Here is a 22,247-nt window from a genome sequence, read left to right as displayed (position 1 = left end):
TTATTGGATCACTGCTCCTGTTTCAAAGTCAACTAGATAGTACTGGTTTCCTGACTTAACTTCCCAAATCGGCTTGTCCTGATAGCGACCAAAGGTGACTTTGTCAATGTCGCTAGCTCCTTTTTCCCTCGAAATCGTCGCTGCCTTGTCTTGAGAAATCCCCTTATCAAGCTGATAAACATAAATCTTATGGTCATTCTTTTCAATCAGTACTGCAATGGCCTCTTGCTTTTTATTATGTCCTAAAACGCTGTAATAACCTTCTAGTCCATTATAGAAATCAACCTGATCTGCCTGTTCCAATTCTGCATACTGCTTGGCTAGTTTTTCTCCCTCAACTCTAGCATCTTGATAGGGTTTCATGCTGAGTGATATCAGATAAAGGAAGGAAGTGGTCATGACTAGTACTACCAGAGCAATGCCGATTCCATACTGTAAAAGTAGCTTGTTTTTTGCTTTTTTCTGTCTTAGTTTCACTCGTCTATTTTACCATCTCTCCTTCTTTATTACAAGTGAAGACAGGAACATTCTAAGATTCTTTTCCTATAAAATGTAAGTTCTTGTTTTTCTCTCTCATTATTGATAAAATAACCTTATGAAACAATATTTGAAAAAGAAAATTTCCGATAATCAACTAGACTTAAAAACAGCTATCGTCCTCAATAAAGCCCTACGAACCTTTAAACCATATGAAGCCAAAGCCGCTAAAGAACACGGGCTAACACCCACTCAATTTTCAGTTTTGGAAACCCTCTATAGCAAGGGGGAACTACGCATTCAGGATTTGATTGAAAAAATGTTGGCCACTTCTGGAAACATGACTGTTGTCATTCGAAATATGGTTCGAGATGGGTGGATTTCTAGAACTTGCGACTCCAAGGATCGTCGCTCTTTTTTCCTGAAATTAACACCTGCAGGACGCAGAAAAATCGAAGAGGTTCTTCCTGACCATATCGATTCGATCGTAGAAGCACTCAGCATCTTGGAAGATGGCGAAAAGGAAGATTTAATCCGCATTTTAAAAAAATTTAAAAATTTGTGAGCAAAATTATTGCTAATTAGTATCATTTGTTGTAACATAGATGGTAACAAAAGGGCTCGCTCTTTGAATTTTAAACTAAAGGAGACACATCATGTCTAAAAAAGTACTATTTATCGTCGGTTCACTTCGCCAAGGTTCTTTCAACCACCAAATGGCCCTCGAAGCTGAAAAAGCACTTGCTGGAAAAGCAGAAGTTAGCTATCTTGATTACTCAGCTGTTCCTCTCTTCAGCCAAGATTTGGAAGTTCCAACTCATCCAGCTGTAGCTGCTGCTCGTGAAGCAGTCCTTGCTGCGGATGCTATCTGGATCTTCTCTCCAGTCTACAACTTCTCTATCCCTGGAACAGTGAAAAACTTGCTTGACTGGCTCTCTCGCGCCCTTGACTTGTCTGATACACGTGGTGCTTCTGCCCTCCAAGACAAGTTTGTTACTGTCTCATCTGTAGCCAATGCTGGTCACGATCAACTCTTTGCTATTTACAAAGACCTCTTGCCATTTATCCGTACACAAGTCGTTGGTGATTTTACAGCTGCTCGTGTCAATGACTCTGCTTGGGCAGACGGAAAATTGGTGTTAGAAGAAGCAACTGCTTCATCACTTGCAAAACAAGCGGACGACCTTCTTGTAGCCATCAACTAATCTAGCAAAAACCAGCTCGAATGAGCTGGTTTTATGCTTGTTTCACAAAGACGAGTTCTAAATCACTTGATAAATCAGGTCGGTAGTCAAAACCTGCAAAACTGAGCTGGCGAGCTTGGTCAACTGTTTGGACTTGCCCTTCTATCAAGGCGGTCAAAAAGGCGCCACGGGCTTTTTTTGAAATAGTTGAGTGGATTTTCAGCTGACCTGCCTTGTCCTCCATAAATTTGAAGGTCACCATCTTTTCTCTGATTTCCTTCGAAAATACGGTTTCAAACTCTGATGATAGGAGTGAGAATATCAAGTCCTCATCCTGAAGCGCCTCATCATAGGCTGACTTCCAATGACTCTTTAAAGTCTTACCAGCAACTTTTAACTTCATCAAGAAATCCAAACGGTGAGGAGCCATGGGCGACAAGGCGGGGACAACACCGTATAAAGCCGAGGTAATCAGAACATGATTTTCAAGATAGGTTTGTTCAGCCTCGGTTAACCCATCTCGTTTGATGTGACGATACATGAGACCATCGAAAAGTTTCAAGGCTGGATAGTTTTTAGCCCTGTAATCTTTTAGAGCTTGAATATGAGCGTACTCTTCTTCTGCTTTCTCGGCAGATACCTTATAAAAAGTCTCTAATTCACTAGCTGAGTAGTGCGCCAGTGAGTCAAGGACTACCTGACTTTCTTCCCTCAAGGGGAGCGCTTCGATACAAGGATGGTCTGTGTTCATTTCTTTTGCTGTTGGGATTAAAATTTTCATATTGTTAGTGTAGCATATTTTTCAACCACGACCAAGAATTTCATCTTAAAAACCTCGGTTCATACCGAGGTTTCTCTGTTTATTTTGGTCATCCTAATCAGATAGCCACGAGAACAAGGGCTGTGCCAGCTAAGCTTGTTAAGATAGATAAGAATTTATCTTTTTTTCTCCTTGAACTGAGAAAACCTATTTTTATACTCAATGAAAATCAAAGAGCAAACTAGGAAGCTAGCCGCAGGCAGTACTTGAGTACGGCAAGGCGACGCTGACGTAGTTTGAATTTGATTTTCGAAGAGTATTATTGTACTTTAAAAGTCTTGAGATAATTATCTTTTCCAACTTGACCTTCAAAGGATTGGCCATTTTCGAGGTAAGGAAGGTCGTCTGATACTGAAGCCTTGACCTTATAAATCTTGCCATCAACTTTAAAGAAGTAGACGGTATCACCCTTGATGACAGCTGATTTAAGGTCTGAAATCACTCCCTTGATGTTTTCTACCGTTTCATTATCTAGCTCGAGGTCGTTTTTATTGGCATACTTGCTGAGGAGTTCATCTACCGTAGTTGCTACGATGACGTTTTGGTACTCCACGGCATCGACCAATGCATACTCCTTTACCAAGCCTGCATTATCCTTCAAGCCCATGATATAGAGCGGTTTGTCGTTGAGATTGACAAGGATAGGGAAGGTAGCCTTGTAGGCTTTCTCTTGCACGGCTCCTTCTGCGGAAGCACGGGCAGATTCTTCGGTTGCTGATGCTAGATTGTACTTGGTGATTTCACCTGTACGCATGTTTTCAAGGATAAAACCTAAATTACTTTCGTCAGCATTTGCTGAAGTCACCCCCGTGTAGAGATAAATGTCATTTCCAATAGAAAGATAGTTATAGCCCTCTGTTGTTTGGGTAACATTTTTCTTAGAAATCAAGGCATTCCAGAAGCCGTCTTTATACTTACCGTTGTAGTTGATTTGCTGGATGGTTTCTTCTGCTGGATAGACACGATCCACCCATTCTGGGACTTCATCCAAGCTGTATTCCTTGGTTTCTCCATTGGTGGCGTCTAAGATAATAACAGACGAAGGACGAGGTACTCCTAGACCAAACTGTTTTTGATAAACGGTTGCTACATAGAAGGGATTGCCTTCATCATCCACCTCAAAGGAGGGCGTTTTAAAAATCTTGGTTGGGTACTTAATCCGAAGATGGCGTTTGACGTCTCGGTTAAAATACTCAGAGTCTGAATACTTCATGGGCGTTTTTAAATCCACCAATTCCGCATTTCCTGTCACCATATCAACCTTGATGTACTCGCCAATTCCCTTGGACTGATTATTAAACCATTTGATCGGGTCGGCATACTCCAAAGGAGTCACTCGATAAGGTTTGCCATCAACCGTCAGCTGGGTATAAGTATCTGCTGCTACGTACTGGGAGACCTTATCCGTCAGAGAGCCTAGATAACGGTCTCCAATCTTCTCTGCAGTGCTCCGATCTAGGATTGGAACCTTACTGGTATCACTCTTAGGAAAATCTTTAAAGTCTTTTTCTGTGATAGACACCACATTAGCATAATTTTTGGCTTGGAAAAAGCTAGAGGTTACCAGGCTTACCAGACCAGCAAGGGCAAAGATGATACCTGCAGTCAGAAACAATCCTCTACTAAGTTTGGTAAAAAGGAATCCTTCTAGATTGAGATCTTTGGCAGCCTTGCCATGACGTACATGAACAGTTTTGAGGAGATTGGTATCCTTGCGGAAACTAAACAAAATCCCCATCACCACCAGATGCCCACAGAGAAAGAAGATGAATTCCCAACTAGTCAGATTGATGGGCGGCAAAAAGATATACCAAGTCGTTGCGATAAAAACAAGTTCAAATAGTATGCGTTTCATCTGAGTTCCTCCTAAATAATTCGTCCTTTCAAATGATCCAGTTCATGTTGGCAGATCTGAGCTGGAAAACCTGTCAGTGTAATGGTCTGTTCCTGCCACTTGCTATCGCGATAGGAAACCGTAATCGTTTCATAACGAGTCGTCGTTCGAACCCCAGTCAAAGACAAACAACCTTCCTCTGTCTCGTAAGGTCCTTTATAGGAAAGGAGAATGGGGTTAAACATGACCATGGGGACTAGGCCAAGATTAAAGATAATCACGCGCTTCTGCTCCCCAATCATATTAGCCGCCAGACCGACACAGGTCTCGCGATTAGCCAGCAGGGTATCCTGCAAATCCTTAGCCAGATAAAGGTCTTCCTGACTTGCAGGTTTCGAGACCTGCGACAAGAATAAGACATCTCGGACAATTTTCTTTTCCATTCTCTTACGCTCCTTACAACTTTACTTTATTATAGCACAAAAGAGGGCAACTTCTAGTCCTTTCCCTCAAATGCAAAAAAAGCCATCCGAAGATGACTTTCTTTTTAAATAGCGTTCTTATCAAGACCAAGTTTACGTTGAACAAACTTAACGATTTCTACGATAAGTATCATTGAGAAGCTTCCAGCTAGAACAATGACCCATTGTGACAAGTCTAGTTTGGTTACGTGGAAGATTCCTTCAAGCGGTTCTACGACAATTGTTGCCATCAGAAGAATGAAGGATACCAAGATAGACCAGTTAAAGGTCTTAGACTTGAATGGGCCAACTGTCAAGATGGATTGGTAAACAGACTTGACATTGTAGGCATGGAAGAGCTGGATCAAACCGAGTGTTGCAAAGGCCATAGTAAGGGCATCCGCATGAATGGCATGATTGTCACCCACATGAACTGGGTAAGCAATTGCAAGTCCATAAACACTCATAACAATAGCTGCTTGGAGTACACCTTGATAGATGATAGAACTCAAAACACCACCTGAGAAGAAGCTTGCCTTTCGTCCACGTGGTTTATGATTCATGACACCAGGCTCAGCAGGTTCAACACCAAGAGCGATAGCTGGGAAGGTATCTGTTACCAAGTTGATCCACAAAAGATGAACTGGCTGCAAGACGTCCCAACCAAACAAGGTTGATAAGAAGATAGTTAATACTTCAGCAGTATTGGCAGAAAGTAAGTACTGAATAGTCTTTTGAATGTTTGAGAAGACCTTACGTCCTTCTTCAACTGCGACGATAATAGTCGCAAAGTTATCATCTGCAAGAATCATGTCAGAAGCCCCCTTAGAAACCTCTGTACCAGTGATTCCCATACCGATACCGATATCGGCTGTTTTCAGAGCTGGCGCATCATTAACACCGTCACCTGTCATAGCAACAACCTTACCTTGTTTTTGCCAAGCCTTGACGATACGAACCTTGTGTTCTGGAGACACACGGGCATAAACAGAGTATTGACCAACTACTTTTTCAAAGTCTTCATCTGACAGTTCGTTGAGCTCAGCACCAGTTAAAACGTGGCCTTCTGTATCATTTGCATCAATAATTCCCAAACGTTTGGCAATAGCTTCTGCAGTATCTTGATGGTCACCCGTAATCATGATTGGACGGATTCCTGCTTCCTTAGCGACACGAACTGCTTCTGCTGCTTCGGCACGCTCAGGGTCAATCATCCCAATCAAACCAGTAAAGATTAAATCATTTTCAAGCTCTTCAGAAGTGAGGTTTTCTGGAATACTATCGATAATCTTATAAGCACCTGCAAGGACACGCAAGGCTTGGTGAGCCATTTCAGAGTTGTTTGTATGAATGAGGTTTGTAACCTTCTCGTCAATCGGAGCAATATCCCCAGCCTTATCACGAAGAACACAACGTTTCAAAAGTTGGTCTGGCGCACCTTTGACTGCTACAAGGAAACGACCATCTGGCAATGGGTGAACCGTTGACATGAGCTTACGGTCAGAGTCAAATGGTAACTCAGCCACACGTGGATATTTGTCTAAAAATCCTTTAACATCGTAACCCTTGTCCAAGGCGTATTGGATAAAGGCTGTTTCGGTTGGATCACCAATCAGATTGCCTTCCACATCGATTTTCGTATCATTGGCCAAGACAACTGAACGAAGTAGGGGCATTTCAAGACCTAGCTCAATGTCATCAGCTGAGTCATGTAGGACTGCATCGTAGAAGACTTTTTCGACTGTCATCTTGTTCATGGTCAGCGTACCAGTTTTATCAGATGCGATGATTTCTGTTGAACCAAGTGTTTCTACTGCTGGCAACTTACGAACGATGGAATGTCGTTTGGCTAAAACTTGAGTACCAAGGGAAAGAACGATGGTAACGATAGCAGGAAGTCCTTCTGGAATGGCTGCAACGGCAAGGGCAACAGAAGTCAACAACTCACCAAGTGGACTTTTCCCTTGAATGAAGACACCCACTACAAAAGTAACAAGAGCAATAACCAAAATTGCATAGGTCAAGACCTTAGAAAGGTTATTCAAGTTTTGTTTAAGGGGTGTATCCGTCTCATCCGCATCTTGAAGCATGCCAGCGATGTGACCAACTTCCGTGTACATACCTGTATTGACAACAACACCCATCCCACGACCATAGGTCACGTTTGAGTTTTGGAAGGCCATATTGACACGGTCACCAATACCAGCAGCTGTCGCAAGCTCGACTGACAAGTCTTTTTCGACTGGAACAGACTCACCTGTCAAAGCAGCTTCTTCAATTTTAAGGGAGTTAGCTTCTAATAAACGTAAGTCTGCTGGTACCACATCACCTGCTTCAAGGGCAACGATATCTCCAGGTACCAATTCTTTAGAATCAATCTCAGCCATATGCCCATCACGAAGAACGCGGGCAGCTGGACTAGACATAGACTTGAGGGCTTCGATAGCTTCTTCTGCTTTTCCTTCTTGGTAAACACCAAAGGCAGCGTTGATGATAACCACGGCTAGGATGATAATGGCATCTGCGATATCTTCCCCACCAGAAGTTACGACTGACAAGATAGCCGCAGCAACTAGGATGATAATCATCAAATCCTTAAATTGCTCGATAAACTTGACTAGGAGAGATTTTTTCTCACCCTCTTCCAGTTCATTGCGTCCATATTCAGCTAGGCGTTTCTGTGCTTCGCTTGACGAAAGACCTTGCTCAGTTGCTTCAACCGACTTCAAGACCTCTTCAGGACTTTGAGTATAAAACGCTTGGCGTTTTTGTTCTTTTGACATGTGTCTCCTCCTTGACATTGTGTGCAAAACAAGTTCTCTTTTAGTTTTATGACAAACAAAAAGAGACCTGTTAATCATAACAAGTCTCGCTGTTTAAGATAGTGCCGGAAAACATACTTTTCAGTATACAATTCGGAATGACGACACTATCACAGGTTTCTGCCAGCTACTCCCTTGAGTAGTACTATTATATCAAAATTTGAAAAGTTTTCAAGGGTTTAAATCCGATGAAACAAGACTAAATTTGAATTTTCCTTTGAAAACCAGTATAATGTAAGAATACTATATGACTAGAAAGGAAGCCCGATGAACCAATCCATGTCAAATCTCAAATTGGCAGAACGTGGAGCCATTATCAGTATTTCAACCTACCTCCTCTTGTCTGCAGCAAAATTGGCAACTGGCCACCTCCTGCATTCCTCCAGTTTGGTGGCGGATGGTTTTAACAACGTATCCGATATTATCGGAAATGTTGCTCTCTTGATTGGGATTCGGATGGCTCGCCAACCTGCAGACCGTGACCATCGCTTTGGTCACTGGAAGATTGAAGATTTGGCTAGCTTGATTACTTCCATCATCATGTTCTATGTTGGTTTTGATGTGCTTCGGGACACCATTCAGAAAATTCTCAGTCGGGAACAAACACCTATTGATCCTTTGGGAGCGATTCTAGGAATCATTTCAGCAGCGGTCATGTTTGCTGTTTATCTCTATAACACACGCCTCAGTAAGAAATCCAAATCCAAGGCTCTCAAGGCAGCTGCTAAGGACAATCTTTCCGATGCTGTCACCTCACTTGGAACCTCCATTGCTATCCTAGCCAGCAGTTTCAATTATCCAATCGTGGATAAATTAGTCGCTATCATTATCACTTTCTTCATCTTAAAGACAGCTTACGATATCTTTATCGAGTCTTCCTTCAGTCTTTCAGATGGTTTTGACGACCGTCTGCTAGAGGACTACCAAAAGGCTATAATGGAAATTCCAAAGATTAGTAAGGTCAAGTCCCAAAGAGGTCGCACGTACGGTAGCAATATCTACCTCGATATCACACTGGAGATGAATCCCGATCTATCAGTCTATGAAAGTCACGAAATTGCAGACCAGGTCGAATCCATGCTGGAAGAACGTTTTGGAGTCTTTGATACCGATATCCACATCGAACCTGCTCCTATACCTGAAGACGAAATTTTGGACAATGTCTATAAAAAACTACTCATGCGCGAGCAATTGATTGACCAAGGGAATCAGCTAGAAGAACTCCTTGCTGAGGACTTTCTCTATATCCGTCAAGATGGAGAGCAGATGGACAAGGGCGCTTATAAAGTTGCAAAAGAACTACCTACTACAATCAAGGATATTCAAATTACTTCCATTAGTCAAAAAACCAAGCTCATTTGCTATGAGTTAGATGGTATCGTCCACACCAGTATCTGGCGTCGCCATGAAACTTGGCAAAATATCTTCCACCAGGAAACAAAAAAAGAAGACAAAGAGTAACCCTATCCAGTGGATAGGGCTTTTTTGATTGATTTTTTAAGCTAAACTGGATTATAGCTGTTTGAAAGATTTGCTTTTCGAAGCTTGTTTTGTCTGTTTTCTTGCTTGACGATTTTGCTCGATACGCCATTCTCTTTCATAGTACTTCATGGTCTCATAGATCCTTTCAGGAAGACCTACATCTAATAGAAAGATCGGGATGATCAAATCTGCTGACGAATGAAAAGGGAGAATCCTTCTCTTCAGCAGAGCTAGAAAGGATTGGGATTTCACATTTTCCTTGTTTTTAAAATAGACTTCAATCCGATAGGAATCCCTGTACTTCCCTCGAATCCGAGAAAAGGAAAACTCTTCTACATCTGTCCAAGCATAGAAACGACTGGGTTTCTTTGGGTTTGGTTTGTAGTAAAACCCCTCGACAGTACAGCTCAAATATTCCTTATCGGAACTTAACAGCCTGTATGTCTGATAAACAACTACTCCAGCACAAAAGAGGACAAGCAGTATTAATAACAGACTTATCGTATGAAGTCTGGTTCCCTTTTGCGAGTACAAATGGAGATAAGAGAGAGGTAGTAAGAAAAAAAGCACTGAAGTCAAGCCAAACAAGGCATTCCAAATGATTTTCTTGGGACTACGTTTAATGACTTTTTCTTCCATCATGCCAACTCACTTAAATATTCATAACGTTCGTATTTTTCAAGGAGTGCTTCGTTTTTCTCATCCAGTTCTTTTTGGAGAGTAGCCAGCTTACCAAAGTCAGAGCCATTTGCCTGCATTTCTTCTTCAATAGCAGCAATACGATTTTCCAAGGCTTCAATATCGCCTTCAATGCTTGCCCACTCCTGCTTTTCTTGGTAGGTCATGCGTTTCTTGTCTTCACGAACCTTGACCACTTTCTCCTTTTCTGCCTTTTGCACTTGATTGGCCATATCAGTTTCAAAAGCTTTTTCATCAAGGTAGTCGGTGTAATGACCAAAGAAAGGACGAATCTTGCCATCCTCAAAAGCGAGAATCTTGGTCGCTACCTTATCAAGGAAATAGCGATCGTGGCTAACTGTTAAAACAGGCCCAGCAAAGCCCTGCAAGAAATTCTCCAAGACTGTCAAGGTCGCAATGTCCAGATCATTTGTCGGCTCATCCAAGAGAAGTACATTTGGTTTTTCCAAGAGCAGTTTGAGGAGATAGAGGCGTTTTTTCTCGCCACCAGACAATTTCTCAATCAAGGTTCCATGCATCGAACGTGGGAAGAGGAATTGCTCCAGCAACTCAGCGATGGAAGTTGTAGAACCACCACTAGTCTTAACCTCTTCTGCTACTTCCTGCAGGTAATTGATAACGCGCTTGCTCTCGTCTAAACCTTCAATTTGTTGAGAGAAATAGGCAATGCGAACCGTCTCACCGATGATAACTTGACCTTTAGTCGGCTCAAGACTTCCTGCGATGAGGTTGAGAAGAGTTGACTTCCCGACACCGTTGTCCCCAACGATTCCGATACGGTCTTTGGCTTGTACCAAGAGATTAAAATCTTGCAAAATGGGCTTGTTTTCATAGGCAAAGGAAACCTCCTGAAACTCGATGACTTTCTTCCCAATCCGACTGGTTTCAAAGTTCATGGTTAAGTCTGTTTCAGCAACGCCACCTGAAACTTCTTTTTTCAAGTCGTGGAAACGATTGATACGAGCTTGTTGCTTGGTCGCACGCGCCTGCGGTTGTCTGCGCATCCAGGCCAGTTCTTGTTTGTAGAGTTGTTCTTTCTTGTGGAGAAGAGCTGCGTCACGCTCATCTTGCTCAGCCTTGAGGCGAACATAGTCCTGGTAATTTCCCTGATACTCGGTCAAGCCTGCTCGGTCCAACTCGAAAATCCGCGTTGATAGTGCATCTAGGAAATAACGATCATGTGTGATAAAGAGAACGGTCTTCTTGGAATTTTTCAAAAAAAGAGTCAGCCACTCAATGGTCGCAATGTCCAGGTGGTTGGTTGGCTCGTCCAGAAGCAAGAGGTCGTGGTTTCCTAGGAGAACTTGCGCCAACTGAACCCGTCTTCTCAGACCGCCTGACAATTCACCAACTGGAGTCGACAAGTCCTGAATACCCAGCTTGCTGAGGACCGTCTTGACCTGGCTTTCAATTTCCCAGGCTTGGAGAGAATCCATCTCTGCCATGACCCGTTCCAAACGACCCTGCTTGTCCTCGCTGTAGTTGAGCATGATTAACTCATACTCACGAATCAACTGGATTTCCTTGAGGTCGCTGGAGAGAACCGTATCCAAGACCGTCTTGCTATCATCAAAATCAGGATCCTGTGTCAAGTAGCCAATCTTGTAGTCATTCTTAGCTGAAAAAGGACTGACATCCCCATCAAAGCCAGAAACGCCAGAAAGGACGTCTAAAAGGGTGGTCTTACCAGTCCCATTGACACCTATCAGACCGATTCTGTCCAAGTCATGGATGATAAAAGAAATATCCTTAAAAACGGTCTTGTCACCAACGGATTTGCTTAGTTTTTCAACGATAAAATCACTCATTTTTTCTCCCTCAGGTAAGCATGGATTGCTTGACGATCATTTTCCAATTCTCCATCGACAATGGCAAACTCAATCTCTGTTAAAATCTCTCCCAAGTCTGGTCCTGGCTGGTAACCATATTCCTTAATCAAAATTCCACCGTTAATCTGAATTTCTTTCTTGTCATGAATGGTCAAACTATGGTAAGTTTCTTTGATGGCTTGTGGGTTGACTTCCTTTCCTTGGGCCTGACGAAGACTTTCAGCTTGTAGAAGGGAATCCAAGTCAAAGCGGTAACAATCGCGCTTGCTCAGCTCTCCTTCTTCTCGCAAAGTCAAAATAGTCAGCAAATCCTGAACCTGCTTAGCAAACTGGCGTGAGGTTTTCCAAGCTTTCAAAAATGGCTGTGCATCTTTAATCTCCAAAGCCCACAATAGAGCCGCCCAGGCTTGTTCAGAGGATTCAAAAGTGAGATCAGCCTCTAAATCAAACAGTCCGTTGAGCTTGTCTTGGCTTCCTGCCATATCTGGAAGATAGTCATAAGCTTGACTTTCAATCATGGAAGCCAGACCAACTCGCCAAAAAGGTGCCAGCAAGAGTTTATCAAACTCAACGAAGGTGCGCTCTACAGAAATTTTCTCCAAAAGCGGCGTCAAAGTCTTCATCGCCTCAAAAGTTTCTGACTCAAGTTTAAAACCGAGACTGGCCTGAAAACGGAAACCACGCATAATCCGCAAAGCATCTTCGTTGAAACGCTCACTAGCCACTCCAACTGCTCGCAAGACTTGGTTTTCCAAATCTTCTAAACCATGGAACAAGTCAATGATTTCACCTGTCTCATCCAAAGCGAAGGCATTGACTGTGAAATCACGGCGCTTGAGGTCTTCTTCTAGCGAACGCACAAAGGAAACCGCACTGGGTCTACGGTAGTCCACATAGACATCTTCGGTCCGAAAGGTCGTCACTTCATATTCCTCGTCCCCATCTAAAACTAAAACAGTTCCGTGCTCGATTCCAATATCGGCTGTGCGGGAGAATATCCGCTTGGTCTCCTCTGGATAGGAAGAGGTCGCAATATCCACATCATGGATGGGACGATGGAGGAGGGCATCTCGAACAGAGCCCCCAACAAAATAGGCTTCAAAACCTGCTTCTTTAATTTTTTCTAATACTGGTAAAGCCTTCTGAAATTCAGAAGGCATTTGTGTTAATCTCATAATAAGTGTTCTAATCCATAGACAAGCTCATGACGCTTGACAACTTCTTTGATTCCCAAATTCACCCCTGTCATGAAGGAGCTGCGATCATAGGAGTCATGACGGAGGGTCAATCCTTCTCCCTGATTTCCAAAGATGACTTCCTGATGGGCTACCAAGCCTGGTAGACGGACTGAGTGGATGCGCATGCCATCAAAGTCAGCACCACGGGCACCTGCAATCAATTCTTCCTCATCAGGCGCACCTTGTTGGATAGACTCTCGCACTTCCGCCATCAGCTCAGCCGTTTTAATAGCTGTTCCGCTCGGAGAATCTTTTTTCTTGTCATGATGGAGCTCGATAATCTCCACATTGGGGAAATATTTGGCAGCCTGCGCCGCAAATTGCATAAGCAAGACAGCGCCCAAGGCAAAATTAGGGGCAATCAAACCACCCAAATCTTGTTCACGGGAAAATGCTTTTAGATCAGCAATTTCTTCACTAGTAAAGCCTGTTGTTCCAACTACTGGAGCAAAGCCATTTTCAAGAGCAAAGCGTGTATTTTCGTAGGCAACGGCTGGTGTAGTAAAATCCACCCAGACATCCGCCTCAACACTAGCCAAGTCAGCCTTATCATTGAAGACAGGAATCCCCTGCCATTCTGACTCAGACTCAAAAGGATCCAAAACTGCGACCAAGTCCAAGTCTGGATCAGCCAAGACCATCTGACAAGCAGCTTGGCCCATCTTTCCCTTAAAACCGGCAATAATTACTCGAATACTCATCTCTACTCCTGTCTAAGATACAAAGCCTGCAAGAACAATTTAGACGATTGGTGTATAGCTCAAGGCGATACTACCTTCTCCAAGGTGGGTCCCAATGACACTACCAAAGGTTTCAATTGGAATTTCAGCAGTCACACCACTCTCCATCAAAAGCTGACGTAAATCCGCTGCCTTTTGAGGAGCGTTCCCATGAATGACTGTTATACGGTAGTCCCCATCTTTTGTCAACTCCTTTATGATTTCCACCAAACGTTTAATTGCTTTTTTTTCTGTACGAACTTTTTCGTAAACTTCAATCACTCCTTGGTCATTAAAATAGAGGATAGGCTTGATACTGAGGAGATTCCCTAAGATAGCTGCCCCATTTGACAAACGTCCTCCTTTAACCAAGTGGTCGAGATCATCTACTATGATAAAGGCTGAATTATCAGCAATTTGGATAGCCAACTTCTCCTGAATCTGGGCAAAATCATCGCCTTGTTCTGCCCATTCAAAGGCACTCTCTACCATAAATCCTAGAGGGGAACTTGTGATATGGGTATCTGGAAAGGCAATGGTCAAGCCATCATACTCTTCCAACATGTATTGGATGTTCTGATAAAAACCTGAAATTCCTGACGAAAGAAATAGTCCCAAGACATGGGTATAACCCTCATCTTTCAAAGAACTAAGAATCTCATCCAATTTGGCAATACTTGGTTGACTAGTTTTAGGCAATTCTACAGACTGAGCCATTTTTTGATAAAATTCCTCAGCAGTCAGATTGACACCTTCAACATACTCCTCTCCATCAATATTGACAGGAATATCCAAGATAAAAAGATTCTCTCTTTGCAGCGTCTTCTCCTCTAAATAGGCTGAAGAATCTGTAATGACAGCTAATTTCATGACTAAAACTCCAAATTGATCCCTGGAAGATCCAAGGCGATTTCTGTTACTTCATACGTCAAACGATTGAGCATGTTCAAACATGGACGTGCCAAGGTTTCGACTTCTTCTTGGTTAAATTCGCTTGGTTCGTTGACAATGCGACCTTCCACATGGTTAACTTGGGAAATTGTTCCGCTGATGACAAATTTGTCAAAGACAATCATGAAACTCAAGATAACGACTAAAGAAGTCACTTGATTTTCTTGGTCATGTTGGAGCAACTGAAAGTTCACGTCTACCTTGGTTTCAGGAGCTCCATTTTCATTTTCCCATTCAAAGTTACGAGCATCAAAGTGATACTGGCTAACAAATTCTTGTTCTCGTTTAAGATTCATTTTTCTCTCCCATTGCTACAATTTACTATGCAATTGTACCACATTTTTATCATTTCATCTAGTTTTCTAGGCTTTAGTCAATTCCAATTTCATCTTTAACAACAGCAGCAATCGTATCTACGTAGTAGTTAACTTCTTCTGTTGTTGGGGCTTCTGCCATGACACGCAAGAGGGGTTCTGTTCCACTTGGGCGGACAAGGATACGACCGTTTCCTGCCATTTCTTCTTCCATCTTTTCGATGATAGTTTTAATGGCTGGTACTTCCATGGCTTTTTCTTTCATGGCATTTTCCACTCGGATATTGACCAGTTTTTGTGGATAAATCGTCACTTCTGATGCCAGTTGAGACAATCTCTTGCCTGTTTCTTTCATGATCTTAGTCAATTGAACAGCTGATAATTGACCATCACCAGTTGTATTGTAATCCATCAAGATAACGTGGCCTGATTGCTCACCACCAAGGTTGTAGCCTGATTTTCTCATTTCTTCAACGACATAGCGGTCTCCAACAGCAGTCACTGCCTTGTTAATACCAGCACTCTCCAAGGCCTTATGGAAGCCAAGGTTAGACATAACCGTTGTCACGATGGTGTTTTGAGCCAACTGGCCTTTTTCAGAAAGGTATTTTCCGATGATGTACATGATCTTATCACCATCGACGATGTCGCCATTTTCATCAACAGCAATCAAACGGTCACTATCTCCGTCAAAGGCCAAACCGATAGCTGACTGGCTTTCTTTGACCACTTCTTGAAGAGCTTCTGGATGTGTAGAACCCACATTCAAGTTGATATTAAGACCATCTGGTGTCTCACCGATAACAGTTATTTGAGCCCCAAGGTCTGCAAAGATTTGACGAGCACTTGTAGACGCTGCACCGTTTGCTGTGTCCAAGGCCACTTTCATTCCTTCAAGAGGCGTTCCAGTTGAAACAAGGTAACCTTCATACTTACGCAAGCCTTCTGGATAATCTACCAAAGTTCCCAATCCTTCGGCACTTGGACGAGGAAGGGTGTCTTCTGTAGCATCTAGCAAGGCTTCGATTTCTGCTTCTTTTTCATCATCAAGTTTGAAGCCATCCCCACCAAAGAATTTAATTCCATTATCAAGGGCTGGGTTGTGACTTGCGGAAATCATGACACCCGCACTAGCTCCCTCAGTTTTAACCAAATAAGCTACTGCTGGTGTTGCAAGGACACCGAGTTTGTAGACGTGAATCCCTACTGATAGAAGACCTGCCACCAAGGCAGATTCTAGCATTTCTCCTGAGATACGTGTATCACGTCCTACAAAGACTTTAGGGGCTTCCGTTTCATGTTGGCTAAGAACATAACCACCAAAACGTCCCAGTTTAAAGGCCAATTCTGGCGTCAATTCTACGTTTGCTTCTCCACGGACTCCATCGGTCCCAAAATATTTACCCATTTTATTTATCATCCTTTTCTACTATTTTATTTAGTCCTGTTTAGACGAGTCTGGTTTCGTTTCTGAACTCGTTGAAGACGAACTGCTGGTTGAAGAGCCCGTTGACGAAGAACTCGAGCTAGACGATACTGTTTTGGTTGTAATTTTCATTGTAGTGTCAAATGGCATAATGACGCTTGGTAAGACATTTCCATTTTTATCAACTGCTTGTAGTGGAACAGAGGCCGAGTAGTTACCTGTTATCCGTTCACTAGTCGGTAAGATGGCAATGACACGATCTACTCTAGAGAGAGTCTCCTCGTCACTAATAACCGTTACTTTTTCATCTGACACAGTGACTGTATCAATTTTCACACGAGAATCAATCTGGCTAGGGTCAATCTCCGGCACAACAATGACATTGTCACGTTTTGCTTTTTTACCGACCTTGACTGTTATCTTTTGCGGTGTCGCAACAGCTGTCAAACCGCTAGGCAGATTTTCAATGGTTAGAGGAACTTCGATGGTCCCTACACTGGCATCAGAAAGATCAGCTGTCACCTTAAATTTGCGGGTACTTTCCTGCATCTCACTCGCCAAAGCAACTCTGTTTGACCCTGTTAGAAAGACCGTCACTTCAGATGTAAAACCACTGATAAAATACTGATCACTGTCATACTGAATATCGATTGGGACATTAAGGACCGTATTGGTATAGGTTTCCGTCCGCGCCTGTCTGGCACTGTTGCTATTCTGATAGTTTGTTGAAGTCGCATAGATAAAGAGGATGCAGGCGAAAAAGAAGGAAGAGATAATATAAAGACTATTTTTTCTCATATTTCAATCCTCCTAACAAACGCTCTTTCAGACCGTGTTTTTCCTCTGATGCTGGAAGTAAGATTCTTCTCAATTCAGCTTCAAACTCTTCCAAGGTCAAATCATGTTTAAAGACTCCATTATAGGTGATTGAGATCCCACCTGTTTCCTCAGAAACCACAAAGGTAAGAGCATCCGATACTTCTGACAAACCAATCGCCGCCCTGTGACGTGTCCCAAACTCTTTGGAAATCCCTGTATTTTCAGTCAGGGGTAGGTAGGCCGAAGTTACGGCAATCCGATCTTCCTTGATAATGACAGCACCATCATGCAAGGGAGTATTGGGAATGAAAATATTGATAAGCAATTCAGCCGAAATTTTAGCATCTAAAGGGATCCCTGTCGAGATGTATTCCTGCAAGGTTCTTACTCGCTGAACCACTACAAGCGCCCCAATCTTACGAGGACTCATGTATTCAACTGATTTCACAAATGAACGAACCATCTGCTCTTCCGCACTAATAGGGGCATTGGAGAAGAAATCAGTAGCCCGGCCCAATCGCTCCAAACCAGTCCGAATCTCTGGTGAAAAGATAACCACCGCTGCAATCACCCCGTAGGTGATGATCTGATTGATCAACCAGGAAATAGTCGTTAAACCAATCATATTGGAAAGAATCTGGGCTAGAATAAAAACTAAGACCCCACGGACCAATATCATAATCTTGGTGCCTGCAATAGCTTTAGTAAAATGATATAAAATATAAGTCACAATGAGAATATCAATCAGATTGGTGACTATACTCCAAGGACTTGAAAACAAACTCGTCCAGTATTGTAAATTGGATAATTGTTGAAAATTCATCCTTGGCCTCCTCCCTGTCAAAACACTTTACTCATCATTATACCATTTTCTGCTCATTTTTTCCCCATCCTACTTCATTTTAAATTAAGCAAAATTATGATACAATAAACTGACTAGAAAAAACGAAGGAGAAATCATGTCTCAACTCTATGATATTACCATTGTAGGGGGCGGTCCTGTCGGCCTCTTTGCTGCCTTTTACGCCCACCTACGCCAAGCCAAAGTCCAAATCATCGACTCTCTTCCCCAACTCGGTGGTCAGCCTGCCATCCTCTATCCTGAAAAGCAAATCCTTGATGTGCCAGGTTTCCCAAATCTAACCGGAGAGGAATTGACCAATCGTTTGCTTGAGCAGCTAAATGGCTTTGACACACCTGTTCACCTCAACGAAACGGTTCTTGAGATCGAGAAACAAGATGAAGGATTTAGCATTACAACCAACAAGGGAAGTCATCTGACTAAAACCGTCATCATTGCTATGGGGGGCGGTGCCTTTAAACCACGTCCGCTCGAATTGGAGAACGTTGAAGACTATGAAAATATCCACTACCACGTTTCCAACATCCAGCAATACGCTGGTAAGAAAGTGACCATCCTTGGTGGAGGGGACTCAGCAGTTGACTGGGCATTGGCTTTTGAAAAAATTGCCCCAACTACTCTCGTTCACCGTCGAGATAACTTCCGCGCTTTGGAACACAGTGTCCAAGCCCTGCAAGAATCATCTGTGACTATCAAGACACCATTCGTTCCTAGCCAACTCCTTGGAGATGGAAAAACACTTGATAAACTGGAAATCACAAAAGTCAAATCTGATGAAGCCGAAACAATTGACTTAGACCACCTCTTTGTCAACTACGGCTTCAAGTCTTCTGTCGGAAATCTTAAAAACTGGGGTCTGGAGCTCAACCGACACAAGATTATCGTCAATAGTAAGCAAGAATCCAGCCAAGCTGGTATTTACGCTATCGGAGACTGCTGCTACTATGAAGGAAAGATTGACTTGATTGCGACAGGACTGGGTGAAGCACCAACTGCCGTCAACAATGCTATCAACTACATCGACCCTGAGCAAAAAGTACAACCCAAACACTCAACCAGTTTATAAAAAAAGAACCACGGATTAACTAATCCGTGGTTTTATAATTCATCTGCAATCTTGTTTATTTTTCTCAGTCTGTGGTTGACACCACTTTTGGTTAGGGGATTGCTCAGGCTATCTGCCAACTGCTGGATAGAGTAGTCTGGATGCTGAATCCGCAACTGCGCTACCTCCTGCAAATCCACGGGTAAATTTTCCAAACCCATTCTATCTTTGATTTTACTGATATTATTAATGGTCTTCATACTAGCAGAAACCGTTCGAGCGATATTAGCTGTCTCGACATTATTAGCCCGATTGAGATCGTTACGAGTTTCACGCAAAATCTTGACGCGCTCAAAATTATCACGCGCCTGCATGGCCCCAATCACAATCAAGAAATCCATAATGTCTTCTGCCCGCTGGAGATAGGTAACTGCACCTTTCTTTCGCTCAATAACCTTAGCGTCCAGCAAAAACTGCTGGAGGAGAGAGGCCAATCCTTGGGCATGGTCCAGATAAACGGAACTAATCTCCAACTGATACTTACCAGACTCCGGATCTCGGATGCTACCATTTGCCAGAAAGGCCCCACATAAGTAAGCACGACCAGCTTCTTCATCTGCTAAGATATCGGGATCAATACCCGTCTCCAAACCAAAGAAGGAATCCGCAAGCCGCAAATCAGCCAAAAGCTCCTGCACCCTCTCATCGGTATAGACCGTGTAGACACGATTCTTGCGAAGATTGCTTCTCTGATGGTGATGAATTTCTGACTTGATGTCATAAAAATGGAGAAAAGACTCATAAAGATGACGAGCTAACTTGGCATTTTCGGTCACGACGGACAAGGTCAGGCCTGAAGTAGAGAGACCGATACTGCCAGACATCTTGATGATGGCAGACAATTCATGACGGCTGAGATGGTGCTGGCCAAGAATTTCTTCTTTTACTGCAACTGTAAAACTCATTTTCTCACCTGTATAATGCGCATCAATTCGTCTACAATCAAATCGCCATCATGGAAGGCTCCTCCATTTTCCAAACGAAGGAAGTTGGATGAAATCACACGAGGAACCTGCTTGCAAAGACCAGCAAAATCATGCTCTACCTGAACCAAATACTCATCAAAACGGTTGGTATCCATGTATTCTCTAGGAACCTTTTCGATATTGACCAAGACCGTATCGATAAAAGGCCGACCTAAGTGTCGATGGAGGACTTCCACGTGGTCACTGTCTGAAAAGTACTCTGTTTCCCCACGCTGGGTCATGATATTGCAGACATAGGCGATCTCAGCCTTAGTCTCCAAGAGAGCCTGTCCAATCTCCTCAATAACAATATTCGGCAAAATCGATGTAAAGAGGGAACCAGGCCCCAAGACGATCATGTCACTCTCGAGAATGGTATTGACTACTCGACGGCTGGCTTGGGGTGTTTCATCATCCAAGGTATTGGTCACATAGACATGGTCGATCATACCTGGATGGTCTGCAATGTGGCTCTCACCTGCCACCTCAGAACCGTCTTTAAAGACTGCATGCAGTGTCAGAGGCTGATCGCTCGATGGGTAAATTTTTCCTGTTGTGTGGAAAAAGAGACTTAGCAGCTGCATGGCATTATAAGTGGACCCTTGCATTTCAGAAAGCCCTGCTATAATGATATTTCCTAGAGGATGACCCGCAAAAGCTCCAGCCTCTTCTGAGAAACGGTACTGAAAAACCTTCTCATAAAACTTAGGCATATCCGACATGGCTACCAGAACATTGCGAAGATCGCCTGGTGGTGTCAGCTGTTGGATATTCTTTCTTAGTTCACCAGAAGAGCCACCATCATCAGCTACCGTTACGATGGCTGCGATATCAACATCCTTTTCTCGCAAGCTTTTCAAAATGACGGGGATACCTGTTCCTCCACCAATTACCGTTATCTTTGGTTTTCTCATGAACGGTTTACCGTTTCCTTTCTTCTGTCTTTATCACGATGGCTTTCATTGACAGGCCAATTTTTAGCAAGGTCCTCAGCTATGCGCTTGGCAAAGGCCACACTACGGTGTTGTCCACCTGTACATCCTACTGCAATGGTTAAAACAGACTTGCCTTCTTTTTTGTAACTTGGCAAAATGGGTTCAATCAAGGCGAGTAAGTGCTGATAGAAACTTTCAGACTCTTCATGATTCATCACATAGTCATAAACTGCTTGATCCTCACCTGTCTGATTGCGGAGTTCCGGAAGGTAGTATGGATTTGGCAAGAAACGGACATCAAAGACCAAGTCTGCATCGATTGGGATACCATACTTGAATCCAAAAGACATGACCTCGATACGGAAAGACTGGGCTTGTTCTTGGTCTGAAAATTGCTCAGCAATGGTTTTACGCAGTTCACGCGGAGTGAGTTCTGTCGTATCCACCACATTTTGACTCATATTTTTCAAAGGTGCTAAGAGTTCACGTTCCAGCTTGATGCCATCTAAAATCCGACCATCAGCAGCTAGAGGGTGACTTCTTCTAGTTTCCTTATAGCGTGCCACCAATTCCTTATCTGCGGCGTCTAAAAAGAGAATTTTGAAATCCAAATCATCTTGGTTTTCCAATTCATCCAAAACTGCCTGAATCTCTGAAAAGAAGGAACGGCTCCGCATATCGACTACTAGGGCTAACTTATGGTCATCATCCTTGGTCTCTACCAACTGCAAAAACTTTGGCAAGAGGGCTGGTGGCATATTGTCAATAGTGAAATATCCCAAATCCTCGAAGGACTGAATGGCTACCGTTTTCCCTGCGCCACTCATCCCTGTCACAATTACCAGGTGAAGTTGTTTCTTTGTCATCTATCTCTCCTTATATCAAAAAAAGTTTGGCAGAGCCAAACTTCAACTAGCTTATCCAATCTCTGCGATCACTTCAATTTCGACTTTTACATCACGAGGAAGACGTGCAACCTCTACAGCTGAACGAGCTGGAAATTCCTCTTTAAAGGCAGTCTGGTAAACCTCGTTAAAAGGAACAAAGTCATTCATATCGCTCAAGAAGCAAGTTGTTTTGACAACATGGTCAAAGTCTGTTCCCGCTTCTGCCAAAATAGCACCGATATTTTTCAAGACTTGTTCGGTCTGTTCTTGGATCGTTTCTCCTACAATTTCTCCAGTTTCAGGAGATAGGGGAACTTGACCGCTAGCAAACAAAAGATTGCCAACGATTTTCCCTTGAACATAAGGTCCGATTGCTTTTGGAGCTTTGTCTGTATGAATTGTTTTTGCCATTTCTTTC

23 protein-coding genes are annotated in these 22,247 nt (G+C 43.0%); 4 read left to right on the top strand and 19 right to left on the bottom strand.

The features are described from left to right. Positions 1-477 carry a DUF5590 domain-containing protein gene (locus ACIY19_RS05530; RefSeq protein WP_409002894.1) on the bottom strand — a complete coding sequence of 159 codons (477 nt, stop codon included), beginning with the start codon at positions 475-477 and terminating at the stop codon, positions 1-3. Positions 478-595: 118 nt separating this feature from the next. Between ACIY19_RS05530 and ACIY19_RS05525 the strand changes: the two genes are divergently transcribed. Together ACIY19_RS05525 and ACIY19_RS05520 are read left to right on the top strand one after the other, a co-directional pair. Next, positions 596-1,042: a MarR family winged helix-turn-helix transcriptional regulator gene (locus ACIY19_RS05525; protein ID WP_000816325.1), complete on the top strand. Its 447-nt coding sequence runs from the start codon at positions 596-598 to the stop codon at positions 1,040-1,042. A gap of 91 nt (positions 1,043-1,133) precedes the next feature. Continuing rightward, positions 1,134-1,682 carry an NADPH-dependent FMN reductase gene (locus tag ACIY19_RS05520; protein ID WP_409002893.1) on the top strand — a complete coding sequence of 183 codons (549 nt, stop codon included), beginning with the start codon at positions 1,134-1,136 and terminating at the stop codon, positions 1,680-1,682. Between the two features lie 31 nt (positions 1,683-1,713). On the opposite strand, the gene yaaA is transcribed toward ACIY19_RS05520, so the two are convergent. From yaaA to ACIY19_RS05495, 5 genes are all read right to left on the bottom strand, one after another. Then, complete coding sequence (gene yaaA / locus ACIY19_RS05515) at positions 1,714-2,442, bottom strand: peroxide stress protein YaaA (protein WP_409002892.1); 729 nt, start codon at positions 2,440-2,442, stop codon at positions 1,714-1,716. Positions 2,443-2,539: 97 nt separating this feature from the next. Then, positions 2,540-2,644, bottom strand: a complete 105-nt coding sequence (locus ACIY19_RS05510) for a DUF3953 domain-containing protein (RefSeq protein ID WP_142358010.1) — start codon at positions 2,642-2,644, stop codon at positions 2,540-2,542. A gap of 96 nt (positions 2,645-2,740) precedes the next feature. Then, positions 2,741-4,336 carry a hypothetical protein gene (locus ACIY19_RS05505; RefSeq protein WP_409002891.1) on the bottom strand — a complete coding sequence of 532 codons (1,596 nt, stop codon included), beginning with the start codon at positions 4,334-4,336 and terminating at the stop codon, positions 2,741-2,743. A gap of 11 nt (positions 4,337-4,347) precedes the next feature. Beyond that, entirely contained in the window at positions 4,348-4,758 is a 411-nt protein-coding gene (locus tag ACIY19_RS05500; protein WP_409002890.1) for a peptide deformylase, read from the bottom strand. Between the two features lie 104 nt (positions 4,759-4,862). After that, positions 4,863-7,559 (bottom strand): cation-translocating P-type ATPase, encoded by a 2,697-nt coding sequence (locus ACIY19_RS05495; RefSeq protein ID WP_409002889.1) that lies wholly within the window; start codon positions 7,557-7,559, stop codon positions 4,863-4,865. A 306-nt stretch (positions 7,560-7,865) separates the two neighbouring features. Here ACIY19_RS05495 and ACIY19_RS05490 point away from each other — a divergent pair, with 306 nt between their 5' ends. After that, positions 7,866-9,059: a cation diffusion facilitator family transporter gene (locus ACIY19_RS05490; RefSeq protein WP_409002888.1), complete on the top strand. Its 1,194-nt coding sequence runs from the start codon at positions 7,866-7,868 to the stop codon at positions 9,057-9,059. 51 nt (positions 9,060-9,110) lie between these two features. On the opposite strand, the gene ACIY19_RS05485 is transcribed toward ACIY19_RS05490, so the two are convergent. From ACIY19_RS05485 to cdaA, 9 genes are all read right to left on the bottom strand, one after another. Continuing rightward, a complete protein-coding gene (locus ACIY19_RS05485; protein ID WP_409002887.1) occupies positions 9,111-9,722 on the bottom strand; it encodes a hypothetical protein in 612 nt (203 codons plus the stop codon). After that, positions 9,719-11,587 carry an ABC-F family ATP-binding cassette domain-containing protein gene (locus tag ACIY19_RS05480; protein WP_409002886.1) on the bottom strand — a complete coding sequence of 623 codons (1,869 nt, stop codon included), beginning with the start codon at positions 11,585-11,587 and terminating at the stop codon, positions 9,719-9,721. Before ACIY19_RS05480 ends, ACIY19_RS05485 begins: the two co-directional genes overlap by 4 nt. Next, entirely contained in the window at positions 11,584-12,783 is a 1,200-nt protein-coding gene (locus ACIY19_RS05475; protein WP_409002885.1) for a CCA tRNA nucleotidyltransferase, read from the bottom strand. The genes ACIY19_RS05480 and ACIY19_RS05475 overlap by 4 nt, the downstream gene beginning before the upstream one ends. Continuing rightward, positions 12,780-13,547, bottom strand: a complete 768-nt coding sequence (dapB, locus tag ACIY19_RS05470; RefSeq protein ID WP_409002884.1) for a 4-hydroxy-tetrahydrodipicolinate reductase — start codon at positions 13,545-13,547, stop codon at positions 12,780-12,782. The genes ACIY19_RS05475 and dapB overlap by 4 nt, the downstream gene beginning before the upstream one ends. 39 nt (positions 13,548-13,586) lie before the next feature. After that, positions 13,587-14,435 carry a DegV family protein gene (locus ACIY19_RS05465; RefSeq protein ID WP_409002883.1) on the bottom strand — a complete coding sequence of 283 codons (849 nt, stop codon included), beginning with the start codon at positions 14,433-14,435 and terminating at the stop codon, positions 13,587-13,589. A 2-nt stretch (positions 14,436-14,437) separates the two neighbouring features. Further along, positions 14,438-14,812 (bottom strand): DUF1149 family protein, encoded by a 375-nt coding sequence (locus ACIY19_RS05460; RefSeq protein ID WP_001050092.1) that lies wholly within the window; start codon positions 14,810-14,812, stop codon positions 14,438-14,440. Positions 14,813-14,885: 73 nt separating this feature from the next. Next, positions 14,886-16,238 (bottom strand): phosphoglucosamine mutase, encoded by a 1,353-nt coding sequence (glmM, locus tag ACIY19_RS05455; RefSeq protein WP_409002882.1) that lies wholly within the window; start codon positions 16,236-16,238, stop codon positions 14,886-14,888. A 30-nt stretch (positions 16,239-16,268) separates the two neighbouring features. Then, on the bottom strand, positions 16,269-17,054 hold the full coding sequence (locus tag ACIY19_RS05450; RefSeq protein WP_409002881.1) for a YbbR-like domain-containing protein: 786 nt from the start codon (positions 17,052-17,054) through the stop codon (positions 16,269-16,271). After that, positions 17,041-17,898 carry a diadenylate cyclase CdaA gene (gene cdaA / locus ACIY19_RS05445; RefSeq protein ID WP_409002880.1) on the bottom strand — a complete coding sequence of 286 codons (858 nt, stop codon included), beginning with the start codon at positions 17,896-17,898 and terminating at the stop codon, positions 17,041-17,043. Before cdaA ends, ACIY19_RS05450 begins: the two co-directional genes overlap by 14 nt. A 136-nt stretch (positions 17,899-18,034) precedes the next feature. Between cdaA and ACIY19_RS05440 the strand changes: the two genes are divergently transcribed. Continuing rightward, on the top strand, positions 18,035-19,003 hold the full coding sequence (locus ACIY19_RS05440) for an NAD(P)/FAD-dependent oxidoreductase (RefSeq protein WP_409002879.1): 969 nt from the start codon (positions 18,035-18,037) through the stop codon (positions 19,001-19,003). Between the two features lie 32 nt (positions 19,004-19,035). Here ACIY19_RS05440 and whiA read toward each other — a convergent pair whose 3' ends face one another. The 4 genes from whiA to ACIY19_RS05420 are packed head-to-tail and all read right to left on the bottom strand — an operon-like array spanning position 19,036 to position 22,240. Next, complete coding sequence (whiA, locus tag ACIY19_RS05435) at positions 19,036-19,947, bottom strand: DNA-binding protein WhiA (protein ID WP_268702709.1); 912 nt, start codon at positions 19,945-19,947, stop codon at positions 19,036-19,038. Beyond that, on the bottom strand, positions 19,944-20,921 hold the full coding sequence (locus ACIY19_RS05430; protein ID WP_001231060.1) for a YvcK family protein: 978 nt from the start codon (positions 20,919-20,921) through the stop codon (positions 19,944-19,946). Before ACIY19_RS05430 ends, whiA begins: the two co-directional genes overlap by 4 nt. Continuing rightward, positions 20,918-21,808, bottom strand: coding sequence for an RNase adapter RapZ (gene rapZ, locus ACIY19_RS05425; RefSeq protein WP_000163039.1), 891 nt, complete (start codon positions 21,806-21,808; stop codon positions 20,918-20,920). The genes ACIY19_RS05430 and rapZ overlap by 4 nt, the downstream gene beginning before the upstream one ends. A 51-nt stretch (positions 21,809-21,859) precedes the next feature. Further along, positions 21,860-22,240, bottom strand: coding sequence for a RidA family protein (locus tag ACIY19_RS05420; RefSeq protein WP_001140420.1), 381 nt, complete (start codon positions 22,238-22,240; stop codon positions 21,860-21,862). Positions 22,241-22,247: the final 7 nt, after the last annotated feature.

The sequence above is a fragment of the Streptococcus sp. ST14 genome (assembly GCF_046098195.1).
Taxonomy (GTDB): Bacteria; Bacillota; Bacilli; order Lactobacillales; family Streptococcaceae; genus Streptococcus.
Note: the sequence above shows the minus strand (reverse complement) of the source record. Positions and strands in the feature narration are given on the sequence as shown.